The organism is Micromonospora sp. NBC_00362 (genome assembly GCF_026342155.1).
Lineage (GTDB): Bacteria > Actinomycetota > Actinomycetes > Mycobacteriales > Micromonosporaceae > Micromonospora > Micromonospora hortensis.
The window spans coordinates 2,904,239-2,923,800 of sequence record NZ_JAPENH010000001.1 but is presented as its reverse complement, the minus strand read 5'-3'; the positions used below and the strand labels follow the sequence as shown (position 1 = coordinate 2,923,800).

The following is a 19,562-nucleotide window of genomic DNA, read 5'->3' as shown; positions in this document are numbered from 1 at the left end:
CGGCGGGAGCGTCGCGACCGCAGCGCGGACGCCGGGTCGGTCACTGTGGTGTCGTCACCACTACCGGCCCGGTGTACGGCGAGGTACCCACGACGTTGAACGACCGGATCCGGTAGTGGTACGTGACGCCCCGGGCCAGCCCGGTGTTGGTGAAGCCGCGGCCGGTGACAGTGAAGGTGGCCGCCTCCTGCTCGAAGGCCGGGTCGAGCGCCCGCTGCACGATGAACCCGGACCCCGGACCGCCGGGTGTGCTCGCCTCCCAGGCCAGGACCACCGTCGCGGTGTCCGGCCCGGGTGCGCTGGCGGCGGCGCTCACCCCGTTGGGGGTCCCCGGCGCGGGTGGCGAGGTCACAGTGGCGACAGTCGACCACGCCGAGGCGGATCCCAGGTAGGTGGTCCGCACCCGGTAGTAGTACGTGGTGTCCGGTGCCACCGTGGCGTCCAGGTGGTTGTCGCCGACCCCGATCGCCGTGGTGCCCGGGCCGCTGGTGAACGTCGGGTTGGTGGCCCGTTGCACGTCGATGCCGGTGGCGAACGAGCGGTTCGTCCAGCGCAGCGCCACGCGCAGCGGCGCGGCCGGCGGGAGCGTCGCGACCAGACCGCTCGGCGCGGCCAGGTGCACCGAGGCGGGTACCCCGTTCGACCAGGACGAGTAGCTGACCGCGTTCTCCGCCCGGATCCGGTAGTGGTAGGTCACCCCGGGGGTGACCGTCGCGTCGGTGTAGCGGGTGGCGGCGGCCGCGACGGTGATCGTGGTGACCTCGCCGCCGAAGGTCGCGTCGGTGGCCCGTTGCAGCAGGTGGCTGGTGGCGGGCGGTCGCCCGCCGTTGCTGGTCCAGGCCAGCGCGATCGCGGGTAGCGCGGTGGCCGAGCCGGGCACCGGTGTGGCGGTCAGCCCGGTCGGTGCCTTCGGCGCCACCCGCAGCACCAGCGGCCGGCTCATTCCGCCGTCGCGGTGGCCGGCGAGCTGACTGTGCCAGCGGTACTCCCAGCCCAGGTTGACCAGTTGGTTGACCACTGTGGCCGGTCGACCGTCGATCGGACTGACCGGCGTCGACCCGGTCCGCGCTCCGGCCGGGCGACAGGGGTCGAGCAGCCGGACGCTGTCTCCCAGCTTGAACGGCAGCACCGGCGCGACCGGGCGCAGCGCCACCACCACGTCCTCCCGGGGGTTGACCCGGATGATCCCCTTCCAGCCCAGCTCCGTGCCGTGCGGGAGTCGCAGGGTGCCGTCCCAGCCAACGCGGTTGATCACCTGCACGTCGCAGCCGGCGACGTGCAACGGCTCGGTCTGCCGGACGTCGCCGCTGATCCGCCAGAGCTGCGTGCCGTCGGTGGGGGAGCCCACCGGCACGGCGAGGTCGGTGGTGAAGAGCACCTCGGTGACCGGGTCGGTAGCAGCGAGCGGCAGCGTTGTTGGTTTGCACGGCCCGGCGTGTGGGTGCCCGACGCCGAGCCGGCCCGCCGACCGGCCGTGGTCCGGCTCGAAGATCGGCCGTACGGCCTTCACAGCGATCGGGACTGTCACCGGGCCGGTGCCGGCCGTCGGCGTGAACGTCACTGTGGTGGCGTGCACCGGCACCGTCGTCTGCGCCGGGGTCCGGGTGCCGAACGCCGGGTCGTACGCCGGCTGCGGGACGATCGGTGGGCGCTGGCTGGCCGCGTACGCCAGGGGCAGCCGTTCGCGCAGCCGGCTCAGGTCGTACGGCGACTCGGGCGTTCCGGTGACCCGGAACTGGAGCACAGTGCGGGTGTTCGGGCCGTACCCCGGTTCGGTCTGAGGAGGGCCGCCCTCGGCGCTGCGGTCCGGGGCGTCGGTGTGCTGGTCGTAGCGACTGTCGAAGCCGGGCAGCGGGGCCGGAGCATCGTTGTACAGGATCAGCGTGCTGCCCGGCGGCATGGAGGAGAAGTCGACGAGCACGTCGGCCCGTTCGCCCGGGGCGAGCAGCACCGTGTGTCCGTCGACGTTCAGCACCGTCGGGTCGAGCCGGTCGTAGCGGTAGCGGATCGGTTGGTTCGGCAGCACCACCGGCGCCGGCAGGAGGCCGGCCTCGTTGCCGATCTGGATGAACTCCGGGCCGGCGGCGCGCGGGTCCGGGACACCGCCGTCGCGTCCGTCGGCCGGCCACCCCGCCGGACGGTCCGCGGCTCGGGCGGCGGGCACCATCGGCACCTCACCGGCGTCGGCGTCGGCGAGCGCCCCGTCGGCCGTCCACATCGGCGCGTCGGAGCAGGCGCGGTAGAGCTGGAGGTTGAGGCTACGGTCCAGGCAGGCGTTGAGGATGCGGAACCGGTACGCGCGCGGCCGCACCTCCAGGTACGGATAGGCGACGCCGTTGACGAGCGGGGTGTCGCCGTACGCCTCGGGAACGGCCGACGGGTGCGGTACGCCAGGGCTCAGCGGCGGCTCGTCCGGCGCGCCGACCGGGTCGTGGTACGGGTTCGCCACCCAGCCGTCGGCGCGGGCGTCGTCCGCGCCGGAGGTGCGGGACCAGGGTCCGTAGTCCCACCGGCCGGTGGGGTTGCGTCCGCCGGAGGAGTACGGGTTCTGCCGGGGCTGATAGACGTGCGGGTGCCAGAGGCTGCCCCGGGCGCCCCAGCGTTCCCGGTCCCAGGTCGGGTCCTCGGCGGCGAGTTGGGTGTCGTCCGGAACGAACGTCTTGTCCTCGATCACCAACGGCACCTGGTCGGCCGGGAGCACCGCGTCGGCGACGAGCTGGTCCTCGGCCGGGTCGGTGAGCAGGTAGAGCGCGAGCTGTCCGCCGTAGACGGTGAGCCGGGCCAGACCGAGGGTGTTGTCGTGCAACCACAGCAGCCGGCCGCTCTGCTCGTTCGGGAAGTACAGCGTGGTGGCGCCGGCGCCGGGCGCCGGCATGTCCGGCACGTGGGCCAGGCCGGGCCCGGTCGGGTACGGGGTGATCTCGCCGGCGGGGGTGATCCACTGCCCCGGGTTGCCCGCGCTGGTCCAGCCGGTCTGCGCCCCGGCCAGGTGCAGTACCGCCCGGTTCTGCGGGTACGGCGCCGGTCCGTCCAGGGGGCCCAGGCCGGCCCCCTCGATGGTCTCGTCGACCGGCAGGAACAGCTCGCCGGAGCGACCGGTGGGGAGCTGGTTGATGAACTTCACCCGGACCGGTCGACCCCTACGGGCGCGGATCATCGGCCCGAGGTGCCACTGCCGCTCCGGAGGAGCCACAGTGTTGTGTCCGGCCGGGTCGGTGCCCAGGTTGAGTTGCCGGTAGCCGCGCAGCCGGGTGACCGGCAGGTCCCGGTGCAGGCGCTGGGCGTACTCCTGTAGGCCGATCTCGTAGTAGTCGCAGCCCGGGTAGCTGATGGTGTCCGGCACCGCCACCGGTAGGCGGCTGCCGAGGTCGCCGTTGCCCGGTTGGCCCGGGAGGGGCAGTGGGTCGACGAACTTGCGCAGCCCGGTCCCGGCCACCACCTGCCCGTCGGGGCCCCGTGTCGGGCGGGGGCTGTGGGCGAAGTTCGGCACCGGGCCGAAGTAGCGGGGCACGACGGCCGGGTCCAGGCTCGACGTGACAACGGCCTCCTCGGCGGTACGGGGGGCCGGCACGGACGCCGCCCCGCCGTCGGCGTCGGCGTCGCGGGTGGTCCGCTCGAAGAAGGTGGAGCGGAGTCTGCGGAACATCGCCATGACTCTCCCCGGTTCGGGGCGCGAGGTCCGCCACCCCGGCGTGGAGGACCTCGGCACTCTGCTGACGGTCGGTGAGCGCTCAACCGCAGCATGCGACTCCGACGGCCGGTTAGGAATTACCCAATCGTCCGTTTCTGCCATGGATCCCGTCTGGCGAGAGCCTGGTCAGCCGGATCTCGGCGGGCCCGGACGCTCGGGCTGGCAGACCGGGCACCAGTAGGTGACCCGTTCGCCCAGTTCCTCCTTGCGGATCGCGGTGCCGCAGCGGCGGCAGGGCTGGGCGCGGCGGCCGTACACGTAGCTGGTCTGCCCCCGGTGCAGTGAGCCGGTGCTGCTCTGCGTCCATCGGCCCCGGTTGGCGGCGAGCAGTCGCTGCGCGAGGGCCACCAGGCCTGGCAGGTCGGGCACTCCGCCGACCGGGGTCCACGGTGACACGCCCCGCAGGAACAGCACCTCGCACTTGTAGAGGTTGCCCACGCCGGCCAGGTTGCGCTGGTCGAGCAGCGCCTCGCCGATGGTCTGCTCCGAGTGGTCGGCGAGCCGACGGACCGCCTCGGCCGGGTCCCAGTCGGCGCCGAGCAGGTCGGGGCCGAGGTGGCCGACCAGCTGGTCCTCCTCGACGGTTGGCACCAGCGTCAGATCGTGCAGGTGGTAGCCGACCGCGACAGCGCCGGGGCTGCGCAGCACCACCCGGATCAGGTGCGCGGGCCGGCCGCTCCAGCGTTCCCCCGGGGCGTACGCCCGCCATGCGCCGTCCATCCGCAGGTGGGAGTGCAGGGTCCAGTGCTCCTCGGTCGGGGCGTTGAGCCGCAGCAGCAGGTGCTTGCCCCGGCTGGCCGACTCGCGGACGGTCCAGTCGGTGAGGTCCGTGGTCGCCAGTTGCGGCACCCGGAAGTCACTGCCGGTGATCCGCGCGCCGGCCAGCGCGCGGTGCAGCACGCGCGCGGTGTTCCAGACGGTGTCGCCTTCGGGCACCCTGCCATCCTCCCTCTGTCGAGCAAGATTCGCATGTGTCGCTATTTGTACTCAGGTTCCTCATGATCTCCTGACATGCGAAGGTCAGGGGGTTCTGAGGAGAATGCCCATGACGCGACCCTCTTGTCGTATCCCATCCGTCGCCCTCATCGCCACCCTCGCCCTCCTGCTCACCACAGCGCTCCTACCCGCGACCGGCCCTGCCCCAGCCGCACCCAGCGGCGCTCCGATCACCCTCGTCGCCGCCGCACCCGGCGGCGAACTGTGGAACGCCGACCTCACCATCGTCGACAGCGACGATGTCAACGTCCGGCGTACCGCCGCCGGCCTCCGCCTGCGGGAGGCCCGGTCCAATGAGCGCGGCGCCCGCAGCCCGCACAGCGCGGTCGCCGAGGGGATGCTGCTGACCGCGCCCCGCACCCTCGCCCGGCCGGCCACCCGGGTCCGCGCCGAGATCAACGCCGCGGTTCCGGCCGGGGCGACAGTGGAGGCGCAGGTCCGCGGCTGGAGGGCCGCCGGCTGGACGGAGTGGCGGGCGGCCACCGTCGGGGCGGTCTTCGACCGGCCGGTCACCCGGGTGCAGACCCGGGTGGTGCTCACCGCCCCGAACGGCGGCGCCACGGCGACCGTCCGGGGCGTGCGGCTCACCGCCGACGCGAACGCCGCCGTCTCCGCCGCCACACCCGGCCGCACCTACCGGGTGTACGCCACCCGCATCGGGCTGGTCGGTGAGCTGACCGCCAACGGCCGTACCGTGCAACCCCGGGACCACTTCGCGGCGCTGCCGTCGCGGCGAGGGCTCTCCCCGCTCAACACCGGCGACTACACGGTGCGGGTCTGCACCACCAGCGGCTCCCGATGCGAGTACGCCCCGGTCTGGGACGTCGGGCCGTGGAACACCCGCGACGACTACTGGAACCCTTCGTCGGTCCGGGAGAACTGGAAGAACCTGCCGCAGGGTCGACCCGAGGCGCAGGCGGCGTACCAGTCCGGCTACAACGGCGGACGGGACCAGTTCGGGCGCACCGTGCTCAACCCGGCCGGCATCGACCTTGCCGACGGCACGTTCTGGGACGGGTTGCGGCTGACCACCAACGCCTGGGTGGACGTTGCCTACCTGTGGACCGGAGGCGGGCCGCGCGGCGTGGTCGGTGACGGGCCGCTCAACATCCGCACCGGGGCCAGCACGTCGTACGCGACGCGTGGCCTCGCCGCCCGGCTGGCCCACGTGCCGATCCAGTGCTACGTCACCGGTCAGTCGGTCGCCGGCCCCTACCGGACCACCACCCGCTGGAACCGTCTGGCCAGTGGCCAGTACGTCAGCCACGCGTACATCTCCAGCGTGTACGGCGGCAGCGTGCCGGTCTGCTGAGCCACGCTCACCCCGTCGGGCGCCCCGTCAACGTCAGGGGCGCTCGTCGGGGCGAGCCGTGCGCACCATGTCCTGGTAGCGCGGGTGGCTGGCACCGTAGACGGCGTAGTTGAGACGGGCGTGCGTGAGGCTCAGATCGCCGTTGGGACCGCCCCGGACGGCGTCGGCGTCGGCGTCGGTCTGGCCGTCGTCGGTCCAGAAACAGACGGGGCAGGTCCCCCCGCCGGTCCGGGATGCACAGCAGGGACAGCCCACAGGAACCACATGCTCACCCACCGGAGAAGCATTCCACAGTCGAACATCAGCCCGATACCCGCAGGAGGTCCCCCGGGGAGGCCGCGAGGAGGTCCGCGGCCCGCCCGCCGTTGACAGCGACGGCGACCAGACCGGCCGAATCGACGTACGCCACCAGGCCACCGGGCGGGGCGTCGCCGAAGGTCCGCCCGTGCACCGCCACCAGGGCCGGCGTCGGCCCCGGCGGGCCCACCCGGAGCGTGGCCGGCAGCGAATCGAGCAGCTCGGCCGGCGCGGCCAGTTGGACGTTGCCGAAGTGGTCCACTGTCAGCACCTCGGCGGTGAAGCCCTCGGCGTCCCGGGCCAGCGTCGGCGTCGGAAGTCGCACCAGCCCGGCCGGGTCGACGGGTGGGCCCGCGTTGGCCAGCGGCGCGCCGAGCGCCAGCCGGGCCGCCACCGGTGCGAAGACGTCGCGGCCGTGGAACGTGTGGGACACCCGGGAGGCCAGCCAGCCCGACCCGGTCAGTTCGACCGCGTCGGTCACCCCACCGAGCGCGGTGGCCGCGTCCAGCAGCAATCCGTTGTCCGGTCCGACCAGCAACCCGCCCGGGGTGGCCAGCGCGACCCCCCGTCGAGCGGTGCCCACGCCCGGATCGACCACCGCCACGTGCACTCCCACCGGCAGATACGGCACGGTCTGCGCCAGCACGGCGGCACCCCGCCGGACATCCGCCGGCGGCACCAGATGGGTCACGTCGATCACCCGGGCGGCCGGCGCGATCCGGGCGACGACCCCGTGGCAGGCGGCCACGAAGCCGTCGGTGAGGCCGTAGTCGGTGGTCAGCGAGATCCAGGGCACTGCGGACATGCCCGCAGGCTAGTAGAACCGCGGCGTGCTGGCGGATACGGGACAGCGCAGTGGCCGACCGGCCCCTCCCGCCGCCGGAGGACGTTGGGCAGACTGCCCTGGTGACAACTCGGAACCTCCCCGCAGTCGGAATCCTGCTGGTCGCCGTCGCCCTCAGCGCCGGTTGTGGCAGTGACGACGACGGCAGCCCGACCGCGACCCCATCCGTCTCGTCCGAGGCGGCCCCGACCGGCCTGCCGACGCCCCAAGCCGCACCCAGTGCCGACGGCGCGACCCCGCCCTCCGCCTCCGCACAGGGCACGACGCAGCGACGGCCGGCGAGCCCGCCGCCGGTGGTGCTGCCGAAGCGCCCGGCCAGTGCGCCCGGCGCGAAACAGGTCGTCGACGCTTTCCGGGCCGCCGGCCTGAAGGTGCCGCGCCCGAAGGACCGCTCGGTCGACTGCGGGCCGGACGGCCTCGGCCTGGGCTGTTCCGAGCTGATGGCCACCGACGCCGTCACTGTCTACGTCTTCCCGGACGAGACCAGCGCCAGCGACATCGCGGAGACCTGGGGTGGTCAGTCGTACCGGCGTGGCGTTGTGGTGCTGAACTACCTGGAGGCGAAGACCCCGGCCGCCGACCGGCCCCGCTACGAGAAGGTCCTCAACGGCCTGCGCTGATGTGCCAGCGTGGCCCAAGCATGTCGTTCTCTTGACTGTGATGTCTGTGAGTCATCGTGATGACTCACAGACATCAGGCTCTCTGCCGGATTGCCCTCGGCGGGGCCCTGGCGTCAGCCGCGCAGACGCAGGCCGCGGGGGGTGGCCCGGAAGCCGGCGGCGGTCAACGCGTCCCGCAGCGGCGACGAGTGCACCGCCTCACCGTCGGCCCGTTCCACCGACATCGCGCCCAACGCCCCGGAGTGGACGGCGTCGGCGAGCGCCTTGCCGGCCGCGGCGAGCGTGTCGGTGTCGTCGGTGAAGGAGAGCAACGTCCGGCCGCCGCGTTCGACGTAGAGGACGAGGTCACCGCCGACCTGCACCACCAGGGCGCCCGCCTTGCGGCCGGCCCGGTGCCCGGTCGCCGGGGTGGCACCGTCGCCGGAGTCGATCACCCGTTCCGGCCAGGGCAGCGCCGCGCCGTACGGGTTGGCCGGGTCCGTCGCGGCGAGCACCGTGGCCACCGCGCCCCGACCCCGGGCGCCGTCGGTCGGCTCGGCCAGCGCGCGCAGCCTGTCCACCGCACCGGGTACGGCGAACTGCGCCGCCCCGAGCCCTTCGACGAAGTAACCCCGGCGGGCCGAGCCGCGCTCCTCCAGCGCCGACAACACCGGGTAGACCGCCGAGAACCCGCCGACCACCTGCTCGGCCATCACCGCGCCCCGGGTGACCACACCGTGCCGCTCCAGCAGCAGGTCGGCGAGCGTGGCGGCGCGTCGGGTCGGGTCGAGGTCCCGCTCCGGGAGACGCGACCACCGGCCGGCGACGGTCGGCGGGCCACCCCGGGTCGGCAGCGCCACCCGACCGGGCCGCCGGTAACGGGTGCGGGGCGCTGACGGCCGGGAGCGGTGCGCGCCGCCGGCGCCGAGCACCGCGCGCAGCGGGGCGAGGGTGTCGTTGCTGAGGTGCCCGGCCCAGACCAGGTCCCAGATCACCCCGGTCAACGCGGCGTCGTCGGTCGAGCCGACCCGGTCGGCCAGCGGGCGGAAGAAGAGCGCCTGCCCGTCGCCGAGCGCGTCGAGCACCGCGTCGTGCAGCGGGGTACGGGTCAACGCCTCGTCCGGGGGTGGAAGCAGCAGCGGCGCGGCGTCCGCGTACGCCAGGGTGACCCACCCGTCGCCCCCGGAGATCGCGCCCGACCCGGCCCAGAGCACCTCCCCGCTGGCGCACAGCTCGTCGAGCTGGGCGGGGGAGTAGTCCGCGACCCGAGCGGGCAGCACCAACCGCTCCAGCGCGGACGCCGGCACCGCGGTGCCCTGCAACTGCTCCACAGTGGCGGCGAGCGCCTCCACACCTCGGGCGGACGAACCGACCTGCTGCCAACGTGGCAGGAACGTCGCCAGCGCCCGGGGCGGCACCGGCTCGATCTCCCGGCGCAGCGCGGCGAGGGAGCGGCGGCGCAGCATCCGCAGCACCTCGGCGTCGCACCACTGGGCGCCGGCCGAATCCGGGGTGAACTCCCCGGAGACCACCCGCCCGGTGGCGCCGAGCCGGCGCAGCGCCTGCTCGACGACGAACACCCCGAGCCCGAACCGGGCCGCGCAGCTGGCCGCGGCGAACGGCCCGTGGGTGCGGGCGTAGCGGGCCACCAGGTCACCGAGCGGATCGGCCACCGGGGCGAGGTACGCCTCGGCCACCCCCATCGGCAGCGCCACGCCGAGGGCGTCACGCAGGCGGGCGGCGTCCTCGACGCCCACCCAGCGCTGCTCGCCCGCGATCCGGACCCGCAACACCCGGCGGGTGGCCTCCAGCTCGCTGAGCCACGTCTCCGGCACACCCCGCTCGGTCAACTCGGTGTCGCTCAGGTCACCGAGCACCCGCAGCAGCTCGACGACGTCCTCGGCGTCGCGGGGGCGGCGCTGATCGGTCAGCCACCGCAGTTGCCGGTCGGTCTCGGTGAGCACCGCCGGGTCGAGCAACTCCCGCAGGTCGACCCGGCCGAGCAGCTCGCCGAGGAGCGTGGAGTCGAGGGCGAGGGCGGCGGCGCGGCGCTCGGCCAGCGGGGCGTCGCCCTCGTAGAGGAACGCGCCGACGTAGCCGAAGAGCAGCGACCGCGCGAACGGCGACGGCGCGCTGGTCTCCACCTCGACCAGTCGCACCTTGCGGGTGGCCAGGTCGCGCATCAACCCGGCCAGCGCCGGCTGGTCGAAGACGTCCTGGAGGCACTCCCGGGCGGCCTCCAGGGTGACCGGGAAGTCCGCGTACTCGCGGGCGACGTCGAGCAGTTGGGCGGCGCGTTGCCGTTGCTGCCAGAGCGGTTGGCGGCGGCGCGGGTCGCGGCGCGGCAGCAGCAGGGACCGGGCGGCGCACTCCCGGAAACGGGCGGCGAAGAGGGCGGAGGTGCCTACCGACTCTTCCACGAGCTGGGTGATCTCGTCGGGCTCGAAGACCACCACGTCGGCGCCGGGCGGCTCGTCGGCGGTGTCCGGAAGTCGCACCACTATTCCGTCGTCGGACGGCATCACCTGGGCGTCGACCCCGTACCGCTCGGCCAGCCGGCGGCCCACAGCGAGGGCCCAGGGTCCATTGACCCGGGCACCGAGCACGCTGTGCACGGCCAGCCGCCAGTCACCCAGCTCGTCGCGGAACCGCTCGACCACCACCGTGCGGTCGTCGGGCAACGAGCGGGTGGCTTCCCGCTGCTCGCGCAGGTAGGCCATCAGGTTGCCGGCGGCCCAGTCGTCCAGCCCTCCGTCACGCAGCGCGGCCAGGGCCGCCTCGTCGGTCTGGCGCAGCAGGGTGCGTACCCGGGCGCCGATGGCCCGGCCCAGCTCCACCGGCCGACCCAGCTGGTCGCCCTTCCAGAACGGCATGCGCGCGGCCTGCCCCGGCGCGGGCGAGACCAGCACCCGGTCCGGAGTGATCTCCTCGATCCGCCAGGAGGACGAGCCGAGCAGGAAGACGTCGCCGACCCGGGACTCGTAGACCATCTCCTCGTCCAGCTCGCCGACCCGGGCGGCCCGTTCGGCGCCGGCCAGGAACACCCCGAACAGGCCCCGGTCGGGGATCGTGCCGCCGCTGGTCACCGCCAGGCGTTGCGCTCCCTGGCGGCCGGTGAGCAGGTCGGTGGCCCGGTCCCAGACCAGTCGGGGGCGCAGCTCGGCGAATGCCGTGGACGGGTAGCGGCCGGAGAGCATGTCCAGCACGGCGTGCAGCGCGGAGTCGGGCAGCTCGGCGAAGGGCGCGGCCCGGCGGACCAGCACGGCCAGGTCGCCGAGCGGCCACGGCTCCAGCGCCACCATCGCGACGATCTGCTGGGCCAGCACGTCCAGTGGATTGCGTGGGTAGTGCAGCTCCTCGATGGCGCCGGCGGTCATCCGCTCGGCGACCACCGCGCAGGAGAGCAGGTCACCGCGGTGCTTGGGGAAGACCACCCCCCGCGAGACCGCGCCCACCTGGTGCCCGGCCCGGCCGACGCGTTGCAGGCCGGCGGCCACGCTGGGCGGCGCCTCGATCTGCACCACCAGGTCGACAGCGCCCATGTCGATGCCCAGCTCCAGGCTGGAGGTGGCCACCACCGCCGGGAGCTGACCGGACTTGAGCGCCTCCTCGATGTGCTTGCGCTCCTCCCGGGAGACGCTGCCGTGGTGGGCGCGGGCGATCACGGGCGCCGCGCCGGTGGCCGCGCCGGACTGGGCCATCACCTCGGCCGGCGGCCGGTTGCGCAGCGGACCGGCGGGGCCACCCCAACGCCGCGCGCCGGATGCCGGGCCGTCGTCGCCCGCCGGGTCGTCGCCGGCCGGCAACCCCTCCGGTACGCCGATCGCGCCCTCGCCCGCCGCGGATGCGGCCACCGCCTCGGCGGCCAGCTCGTTGAGCCTTGCGCAGAGGCGCTCGGCACTGCGCCGGGAGTTGGTGAAGACGATCGTCGAGCGGTGCTGCCCGATGAGGGTGAAGACCCGCTCCTCCACGGCCGGCCAGATCGACGCCCGACGTGGCCCGGGCCCGCCGAGGTCGTCCTCCGGTGGCTGCTCCTGCTCGTCGAGGCGGGTCATGTCCTCCACCGGGACCTCCACGCTGACCTCGATGGTCTTCGGGGTGGCCGGCTGCACCACGTCGACCGGGCGGGCGCCGCCGAGGAAGTGCGCACAGGCGTCGATCGGCCGGACGGTGGCCGAGAGGCCGATGCGCTGCGCCGGGGCGGGCAGCAGCTCGTCGAGGCGTTCGAGGGAGAGCGCGAGGTGGGCGCCGCGTTTGCTGCCGGCCACCGCGTGCACCTCGTCGACGATCACCGTCTGGACGCCGCGCAGCGAGTCCCGAGCCGCGGAGGTGAGCAGCAGGAACAGCGACTCGGGTGTGGTGATGAGGATGTCGGGTGGGGTGCGGGCGAAGGCTCGTCGCTCGTCGGCGGGCGTGTCGCCGGTGCGCATGCCGACGGTGATGTCGGGCGGTGCGACGCCCAGCCGGGTGGCCGCCTGCCGGATGCCGGCCAGCGGGGCGCGCAGGTTGCGCTCGACGTCGACGGCGAGGGCCTTGAGCGGGCTGACGTAGAGCACGCGGCATCGCTGGCGGGCCTCGGCCGGTGCTGGCTCGCGGGCGAGCCGGTCCAGCGACCAGAGGAAGGCCGCGAGTGTCTTGCCCGAGCCGGTGGGCGCCACCACGAGCGCGTTGCGGCCGGCGGCGACCGACCGCCAGGCGCCGGTCTGCGCGGCGGTCGGGGCGGCGAAGGCGTTGTCGAACCAGGCGCGGGTGGCCGGGCCGAACCCGGCCAGCACCGCACCGGCGTCTGCTTCTGCCCCGGTCACCGGTCCATCGTGCCCCGCCGGTCCGACATCCACTAACGACCTCACGACGGAATGAGCCAGCTAAAGGCAAAAAGCGTGGAAGGTGCGCTTAATACGTTAAGTCTCACTTAACTGCTTGCTTCTAAGGAGCAACATAAAGTAACTTCACTCGCAACGCGAACCGGGGTGAGGGGATGTGATGGCCGGCGAGCAGCGCACCGTCGAACCGGGCACCGACGTGCTGATTCGCAAGGTCGACAGCCACCTCGCCGCGCTCCGCGCCGGCCTGCACGGCCCCGAGCTCGAGCTCGCCGAACGCCTCGCCCACTGTCTGCGAGAGATGGTTCTCTGCACCGCCCAGGCCAGCGCCGCCGACCGGGGTCAGGTCCGCGTTGCCGTGCACTACTTCGTGCTCCGTCGCGAGAGCCGTGGCCGCCTGCTGTCGGTGCGGTCGCTGACCGCCGCCGAGCGGGTGGTCGACCGGGTCGCCCGCCAACTCGGCCGCCTCGACCTGCTGGCCGTGCTCCGTCGCGACCGCCCCACCCCCGACGACGCGCAACCCCTCAACAACGCCCTGCTGCGCTGACGACGCCGCACCTTCCCTCCCACGTTGTTGATCAAGAGGTTTGCGTCATCCGCGCCCGTGTTCCTGACGCAAACCTCTTGATCAACGGCCTGAGCTGAGGGTTAGGGCTGGGGCTGTCCGGGCGAATTCCGGCAAAACCGCCCGGCGGGGGAGGAACTGGCGTCTGATCGCTGCTAGGCGCCACCGCTGCCACGGGCGTCGGCCATGTCGATCGGGAGCGCAGGTGCTGGTACTGCTCATCCTCCATCTCGTGGCGGCCCTCGCCGCGCCCCTGCTCGTCCGCTGGTGGGGTCCGCGCGCGTGCTACCCGCTGGCGCTCGCGCCGGCCGCAGCGTTCTGCTGGGCGGTGGCCCGCACCCCGGCCGTCGCCGACGGCGGGGCGGTGGTCGAGACGTACCCGTGGATCCGGCAGTTGGGCCTCGACATCGCGTTCCGGCTCACCACACTGTCCTGGCTGATGACGCTGCTGATCGGCGGCGTCGGCGCGTTGGTGCTGGTCTACAGCGCCCGCTACTTCGGTGCCGGTTCCATCGGGCTGGCGCAGTTCGCCGCGGTCCTGGTCGCGTTCGCGGGCGCGATGCTCGTCCTGGTCTTCGCCGACGACCTGCTGCTGCTCTACGTCGGCTGGGAGCTGACCACGATCTTCTCGTACCTGCTGATCGGGCACAGCACCGAACGGCGGTCCAGCCGCTGGGCGGCGGCGCAGGCGTTGACAGTCACCACGCTGGGCGGCCTCGCCATGCTGGTCGGCTTCATCATGCTGGGCGAGCACGCCGGCACCTACCGCTGGTCGGCGATCAGCGCACAGCCGCTGCCCGGCGGCGGGTACCTGGTGGGTGCCGTGCTGCTGATCCTGGCGGGTGCCCTGTCCAAGTCGGCGGTGCTGCCGTTCAGCTCGTGGCTCCCGGTGGCGATGGCGGCACCCACGCCGGTCAGCGCCTATTTGCACGCCGCCGCCATGGTCAAGGCCGGCGTCTACCTGGTCGGGCTGCTCGCCCCGGTGCTCGCCACGGTCGGCCCGTGGCGGCCGCTGGTGCAGGTCGCCGGCGTGGCGACCATGCTGCTCGGCGGATGGGCCGCGCTGCGCCAGACCGACCTCAAGCTGCTGCTGGCGTACGGGACGGTCAGTCAGCTCGGCCTGCTGGTGGCGGTGACCGGCTCGGGCACCCCGGACGCCGCGCTGGCCGGCACCGCGATGCTGCTGGCGCACGCCCTGTTCAAGGCGGCGCTGTTCCTGGTCGTCGGCATCATCGACCACGGTGCCGGCACCCGTGATCTGCGCGAGCTGTCCGGGGTGCGGCACTGGTCCCGGACTCTGTTCGTGGTCGCCGTGCTGGCCGCGGCGTCGATGGCCGGTGTGCCGCCGCTGGTCGGCTTCGTCGCCAAGGAGGCGGTGTTCGGGGCGTTCACCGACCAGCCCGTGCTGCTCACCGGCCTGGTCGCCGGCACGGTGCTCACCGTCGCGTACAGCGCCCGCTTCCTCTGGGGCGCATTCGCCGACCGGCCCGGTGTGGCGCCGGTCCCGCCGGGGCCGATCGCCGCGTCGCTGCTGGTCCCGCCCGCGGTGCTCGCCGGTGTCGGTCTGCTCGCCGGTCCGGCCGCGAGCGTGCTGGACCACCTCCTGCGCCCGTACGCCGATCTGCTCGGCGGGGTCGACGCGCACCTGGCGCTCTGGGCCGGACCGACACCGGCGCTCGGCCTGTCCGTGCTGGCGCTCGTCGGCGGCGGCCTGCTCTTCGCCGTGCGCGGGCCGCTCGCCCCGGTGCTGGCCCGGCTCCGATCACCGGTGAGTGGAAACCAGGGGTACGAGTGGGTCATCGGCCGGTTCGACCGGCTGGCCATCGACGTCACCGGCGCGACCCAGCGCGGCTCACTGCCGCAGTATCTGGGCATCATCCTGGTCACCCTGGTGCTGGTGCCCGGTGCGGCGATGATCTCCGCCAGCCCCTGGCGGGCGCGGATTCCGCTCTGGGACAGCCCTCTGCAACCGGTGGTCGTCCTGGTGATCACGGTGGCGGCGGTGCTGGCGGTCGGGGCCCGTCGCCGGCTGACCGCGATGCTGCTGGTGGGCATGACCGGCTACGGCACGGCGATGCTCTTCGTGCTGCACGGAGCGCCCGACCTGGCGCTCACCCAGTTCCTGGTGGAAACGTCGACGATCGCGGTCTTCGTGCTGGTGCTGCGTCGCCTGCCGGAGCGGTTCTCGGCCCGTCCGCTGCGCCGTACCCGCTGGGCCCGTCGGGTGATCGGGGTGGCGGCGGGGTTGGTGGCCGCCGGGTTGGCCCTCACCGCCGTCGGCGCGCGCCGGGCGCCGGACATCTCCGCAGCCTTTCCCGACCTGGCGGTGGTGCACGGGTACGGCCGCAACGTGGTCAACGTGACCCTCGTCGACATCCGGGCCTGGGACACGATGGGCGAGCTGGCGGTGCTGGTGGTGGCCGCGACAGGGGTGGCCAGCCTGATCTTCGAGCGCTCCCGCACCGGGCCGCGGCCACGCCGGCCCGACTCCGAGCAGGGGGTGGGTGGACGCGGCCGACCGGTCTGGCTGCGCGGTGGCCCGACCCTCTACGAGGAACGTCGCTCGATCGTGTTGGAGGTGGTCATCCGGCTGATCTTCCACACCGTGGTGCTGTTCTCGCTGTTCCTGCTCTTCTCCGGGCACAACGCGCCGGGCGGCGGGTTCGCCGGCGGACTGGTGGCGGGTCTCGCCCTGGTGGTGCGCTATCTGGCCGGCGGCCGGTACGAACTGACCGAGGCGGCCCCGATCGGCGCGGGCGCGATTCTCGGCGCCGGGCTGGCCATGGCGGTGGGCAGTGGCGTGGTGGCGTTGCTGGTCGGCGGGACGGTGTTGGAGAGCGCGAAGGTCGACCGAGCCCTGCCACTGGTCGGCGACGCCCATCTGGTCACGTCGCTCTTCTTCGACATCGGCGTGTATCTGGTCGTGATCGGGTTGGTGCTGGACATCCTGCGCAGCCTCGGTGCCGAGGTGGACCGGCACATCGAGGCCACCGGAACGGCCACCGGCGGGTTGGCCGTCGACAAGGGGGACCGGGCGTGAGCGTGAGGAGTGAGCCGGGTTTGCGAGCCCCGCAGTCGCGAACAGAGGTGGCACCGTGAGCGTGAGGAGTGAGCCGGGTTTGCGAGCCCCGCAGTCGCGAACAGGGGTGGCACCGTGACGCGGAGCGGTGCGGGGCCGACGTTGGTGCTGGTGCTGGCCGTCGCGGTGCTGGTCGGCTGCGGGGTCATCCTGCTGTTGGAGCGCAGCCTGACCCGGATCCTGCTCGGGGTGGTCATGCTCGGCAACGGGGTGAACCTGTTGATCCTGTTGGGCGGGCGGTCCGGCGGGGCGCCGATCGTCGGTACGGGCCCGGTGGAGCAGATGAGTGACCCGCTGCCACAGGCGATGGTGTTGACCTCCATCGTGATCACCTTCGGGTTCACCGCGTTCCTGCTCGCTGTGGCGTACCGCAGCTGGTATCTCTCCGGCGACGACGAGGTGCCCGACGACCTGGAGGACCGGCAGATCATCCGCCGGGCCGGGCGCAACGAGGTGGGTGCGGCCGATCGCGGTGGGGAGGGCCCGAACGGTGACCCGGAACAGGTCGATCCCGAGCCGGCCCGTCGCCGGTTACGACGCGGGGACGAGTCGTGATGCGCGCCCTGGTGCCGCTGCCGGTGGTGGTGCCGCTGCTCGGTGCGGCGCTGACCCTTCTGTTGGCCGGGAAGCCCCGAGTCCAGCGCGCGATCAGCGTGCTGTGTCTGGGAGGCACGCTCACTGTGGCGGTGCTGCTGTTGGTGCAGGCGTACCGGCACGGGCCGGTGGTGGTGGCGGTCGGGGGGTGGCCGGCGCCGGTCGGCATCGTCCTGGTGGCCGATCAACTGGCCGCGCTGATGCTGGTGGTCTCCTCGGCGGTGACCCTCTGCGTGCTGCTCTACTCGATCGGCCAGGGTCGCAGTGAGACGAGCGAGAGCTCGCCGGTGTCGATCTTCCACCCGACGTACCTGGTGCTCACCGCCGGCGTCACCAACGCGTTCCTGGCGGGTGACCTGTTCAACCTCTTCGTCGGGTTCGAGATCCTGCTGGCCGCCAGCTTCGTGCTGATCACCCTGGGGGGCACCGAGACCCGGATCCGGACCGGGTCGACGTACGTGGTGGTCAGCATCCTCTCCTCGATGATCTTCCTGACCTCGGTGGGTCTGGTGTACGCGGCCACCGGCACGCTCAATCTCGCCCAGCTCGCCCAGCGCCTCGACGACCTGCCCGACGGTGTCCGACTGGCCCTGGAGCTGATGTTGCTGCTGGCCTTCGCGATCAAGGCGGCGGTCTTCCCCCTGTCGGCCTGGCTGCCGGACAGCTACCCCACCGCGCCGGCCCCTGTCACTGCCGTGTTCGCGGGTCTACTCACCAAGGTGGGCGTCTACGCGATCATCCGCACCGAGACGTTGTTGTTTCCCGGTGGGCGTGCCCACATCCTGCTCATGGTCGTCGCCGGGTTGACCATGGTGATCGGCATCCTCGGTGCGGTGGCCCAGTCCGACCTGAAGCGACTCTTCTCGTTCACACTGGTCAGTCACATCGGCTACATGATCTTCGGGGTGGCGTTGAGCACCGTCGCCGGCCTCTCCGGCGCGATCTTCTACGTGGTGCACCACATCACCATCCAGACCACGCTGTTCCTCGTCGCCGGGCTGGTCGAGGAGCGTGCCGGCAGCACCGACCTGCGTCGTATCGGCGGGCTGGCCCGGGTGGCGCCGCTGCTGGGTGTGCTCTTCTTCATCCCGGCCATGAATCTCGCCGGAGTGCCACCGTTCTCCGGCTTCCTCGGCAAACTCGGCCTGCTCCAGGCCGGGGTGGCCGCCGGCGGGCCACTGCCCGGGGTGCTGGTCGCGGCCGGCACACTGACCAGCCTGCTCACCCTGTACGTGGCGTCCCGGGTGTGGAACATCGCCTTCTGGCGTGCGCCCCGGCTTGCCACCAGCGAGCCTGTCGTCCAGTTGCCGAGGCTGATGGTGGGCGCCACAGTGGCCCTGGTCGCCATCGGGCTGGCGTTGACGGTGCTGGCCGGTCCGCTCTTCGACGTTACCGCCGACGCGGCTGAGGACCTGCGGCTGCGTACCCCGTACGTCCGTGCCGTGCTGCCGGGCGGTGTGCCGTGACCGGCTCCCCGGAGCCAACTCCCGACGCCCCCGGCCCCGCCGTCGTGGGGCGGGGCCGGCTCGGGCGCTGGCGGGACCAGGCGGTGGCGCTCGGGTGGCTGGTGCTGGTCTGGAACCTGCTGTGGGGCGACATCAACTGGGCCAACCTGGTCGGTGGCCTGCTGGTGGGTGCCGCAGTGCTGGTGTTCTTCCCGCTTCCGGAGGTCAGCTTCGGTGGCCGGTTGCGACCGTTGGCGCTGCTGGTGTTCGCGGGCCGGTTCGCCGTCGAGTTGGTCAGCGCGAGCCTGCACGTCGCACGGATCGCCGTGCAGCCCGGCTACCGGCCGCGCGGGGCGGTCATCTCGGTCCGGTTGCGGGTGTCCACCGACCTGAACCTGGCGCTCACCGCCGAGGCGGTCTCGTTGGTGCCGGGCACCTTGATCCTCGAGGTGGACCGGGACTCCGGAACGCTTTACCTGCACGTCCTGGACACCCACGGCCCGGGGGACCTGGACGTGGCCCGGGCCCGCACGCTCGCCGTCGAGCGGCGAATCGTCCGCGCGGTCGGCTCCACCAGCGAACTGCGCCGACTCGACGTCACCTCACCCGAGAAGGGAACCCTCCCGTGACCACCTTCCTGGCCGTCGTCCTCACCGCACTGCTGTCGGTGACCGCGCTTCTCGCGCTGGCCCGCCTCTATCGTGGCCCGTCGCTGGTGGATCGGGTGATCGCCGCGGACATGCTGCTCGCCACGATGGTCGGCGCGGTGGGCGCCGAGGCGGCGGTCAACCGGCACGCCACCACGCTGCCCGTGCTGGTGGTGCTCTCCCTGCTCGGCTTCGTGGGTTCGGTGTCGCTGGTCCGCTTCGCCGTCCGGGAGCAGCAGTGATCGCGACGATCGCGGATTGGCTCGGCGCCGGTTGTCTGGTGGCCGGCGCGCTGCTCGCCCTGGCCGCCGGGATCGGCGTACTGCGTTTTCCGGACGCGCTGTCCCGGATGCACGCGGCCACCAAGCCGCAGGTGCTCGGGGTGCTCCTGTTGCTGCTGGGCATCGCGTTGCGGCTGCGGTCCCCGGCCGACCTGGGCATGATCCTGCTGGTGGCGGTCTTCCAGTTGGCGACCGCGCCGGTGGCGGCGCAGATGATCGGGCGGGCCGCGTACCGGTCGGGGCGGCTCGACCGGGGTCTGCTCGACGCCGATGAGCTGGCCGACCGCGGACCAGGCGGCGGGCCGGCGGGGCCGGCGGGCCCGGCGTGACGACCGCCGAGGCGGCGGGCCGGCAGGGCCGGCGTGACGACCGGCGGGGCCCGCTGAACC

Annotated in this window: 14 protein-coding genes; 9 read left to right on the top strand and 5 right to left on the bottom strand. The window is 73.1% G+C overall.

Annotated elements, in window-relative coordinates; all coding sequences use genetic code 11:
• Positions 1-40 precede the first annotated feature (40 nt).
• Entirely contained in the window at positions 41-3,652 is a 3,612-nt protein-coding gene (locus tag OG992_RS13245) for a hypothetical protein (protein WP_266303371.1), read from the bottom strand.
• Between the two features lie 165 nt (positions 3,653-3,817).
• Positions 3,818-4,627 carry a DNA-formamidopyrimidine glycosylase family protein gene (locus OG992_RS13240; protein WP_238686801.1) on the bottom strand — a complete coding sequence of 270 codons (810 nt, stop codon included), beginning with the start codon at positions 4,625-4,627 and terminating at the stop codon, positions 3,818-3,820.
• A gap of 109 nt (positions 4,628-4,736) precedes the next feature.
• Between OG992_RS13240 and OG992_RS13235 the strand changes: the two genes are divergently transcribed.
• Positions 4,737-5,999, top strand: coding sequence for a hypothetical protein (locus OG992_RS13235; RefSeq protein WP_266303370.1), 1,263 nt, complete (start codon positions 4,737-4,739; stop codon positions 5,997-5,999).
• A gap of 33 nt (positions 6,000-6,032) precedes the next feature.
• Here OG992_RS13235 and OG992_RS13230 read toward each other — a convergent pair whose 3' ends face one another.
• Positions 6,033-6,275, bottom strand: a complete 243-nt coding sequence (locus OG992_RS13230) for a CPCC family cysteine-rich protein (protein ID WP_238671784.1) — start codon at positions 6,273-6,275, stop codon at positions 6,033-6,035.
• 25 nt (positions 6,276-6,300) lie between these two features.
• Positions 6,301-7,101: an S-adenosyl-l-methionine hydroxide adenosyltransferase family protein gene (locus OG992_RS13225; protein WP_266303369.1), complete on the bottom strand. Its 801-nt coding sequence runs from the start codon at positions 7,099-7,101 to the stop codon at positions 6,301-6,303.
• Positions 7,102-7,202: 101 nt separating this feature from the next.
• Between OG992_RS13225 and OG992_RS13220 the strand changes: the two genes are divergently transcribed.
• The gene (locus tag OG992_RS13220) at positions 7,203-7,760 is read left to right on the top strand and encodes a hypothetical protein (RefSeq protein ID WP_266303368.1); all 558 of its coding nucleotides are present in this window, start codon (positions 7,203-7,205) and stop codon (positions 7,758-7,760) included.
• A 113-nt stretch (positions 7,761-7,873) separates the two neighbouring features.
• On the opposite strand, the gene OG992_RS13215 is transcribed toward OG992_RS13220, so the two are convergent.
• Positions 7,874-12,544, bottom strand: a complete 4,671-nt coding sequence (locus OG992_RS13215) for a DEAD/DEAH box helicase (RefSeq protein WP_266303367.1) — start codon at positions 12,542-12,544, stop codon at positions 7,874-7,876.
• A 178-nt stretch (positions 12,545-12,722) separates the two neighbouring features.
• On the opposite strand from OG992_RS13215, the gene OG992_RS13210 reads away from it, so the two are divergent.
• The 7 genes from OG992_RS13210 to mnhG all read left to right on the top strand — a co-directional run bounded on the left by OG992_RS13210 (position 12,723) and on the right by mnhG (position 19,502).
• A complete protein-coding gene (locus OG992_RS13210) occupies positions 12,723-13,109 on the top strand; it encodes a hypothetical protein (protein WP_238686796.1) in 387 nt (128 codons plus the stop codon).
• A gap of 223 nt (positions 13,110-13,332) precedes the next feature.
• Entirely contained in the window at positions 13,333-16,167 is a 2,835-nt protein-coding gene (locus OG992_RS13205) for a Na+/H+ antiporter subunit A (RefSeq protein WP_266303366.1), read from the top strand.
• A gap of 114 nt (positions 16,168-16,281) precedes the next feature.
• Positions 16,282-16,761 (top strand): Na(+)/H(+) antiporter subunit C, encoded by a 480-nt coding sequence (locus OG992_RS13200; protein ID WP_238686794.1) that lies wholly within the window; start codon positions 16,282-16,284, stop codon positions 16,759-16,761.
• Positions 16,761-18,266: a Na+/H+ antiporter subunit D gene (locus tag OG992_RS13195; RefSeq protein WP_266303365.1), complete on the top strand. Its 1,506-nt coding sequence runs from the start codon at positions 16,761-16,763 to the stop codon at positions 18,264-18,266. The genes OG992_RS13200 and OG992_RS13195 overlap by 1 nt, the downstream gene beginning before the upstream one ends.
• Entirely contained in the window at positions 18,263-18,874 is a 612-nt protein-coding gene (locus tag OG992_RS13190; RefSeq protein WP_238686792.1) for a Na+/H+ antiporter subunit E, read from the top strand. Before OG992_RS13195 ends, OG992_RS13190 begins: the two co-directional genes overlap by 4 nt.
• Positions 18,871-19,134: a monovalent cation/H+ antiporter complex subunit F gene (locus OG992_RS13185; RefSeq protein WP_030489433.1), complete on the top strand. Its 264-nt coding sequence runs from the start codon at positions 18,871-18,873 to the stop codon at positions 19,132-19,134. Before OG992_RS13190 ends, OG992_RS13185 begins: the two co-directional genes overlap by 4 nt.
• The gene (gene mnhG, locus OG992_RS13180; protein WP_238686864.1) at positions 19,134-19,502 is read left to right on the top strand and encodes a monovalent cation/H(+) antiporter subunit G; all 369 of its coding nucleotides are present in this window, start codon (positions 19,134-19,136) and stop codon (positions 19,500-19,502) included. The genes OG992_RS13185 and mnhG overlap by 1 nt, the downstream gene beginning before the upstream one ends.
• The last annotated feature ends 60 nt before the right edge of the window (positions 19,503-19,562 follow it).

Excerpts from the sequence above, each read along its gene's own strand:
- OG992_RS13245 (WP_266303371.1), bottom strand. The coding sequence starts at position 3,652 with ATGGCGATGTTCCGCAGACTCCGCTCCACCTTCTTCGAGCGGACCACC.
- OG992_RS13235 (WP_266303370.1), top strand. The coding sequence starts at position 4,737 with ATGACGCGACCCTCTTGTCGTATCCCATCCGTCGCCCTCATCGCCACC.
- OG992_RS13225 (WP_266303369.1), bottom strand. The coding sequence starts at position 7,101 with ATGTCCGCAGTGCCCTGGATCTCGCTGACCACCGACTACGGCCTCACC.
- OG992_RS13210 (WP_238686796.1), top strand. The coding sequence starts at position 12,723 with ATGGCCGGCGAGCAGCGCACCGTCGAACCGGGCACCGACGTGCTGATT.
- OG992_RS13195 (WP_266303365.1), top strand. The coding sequence starts at position 16,761 with ATGCGCGCCCTGGTGCCGCTGCCGGTGGTGGTGCCGCTGCTCGGTGCG.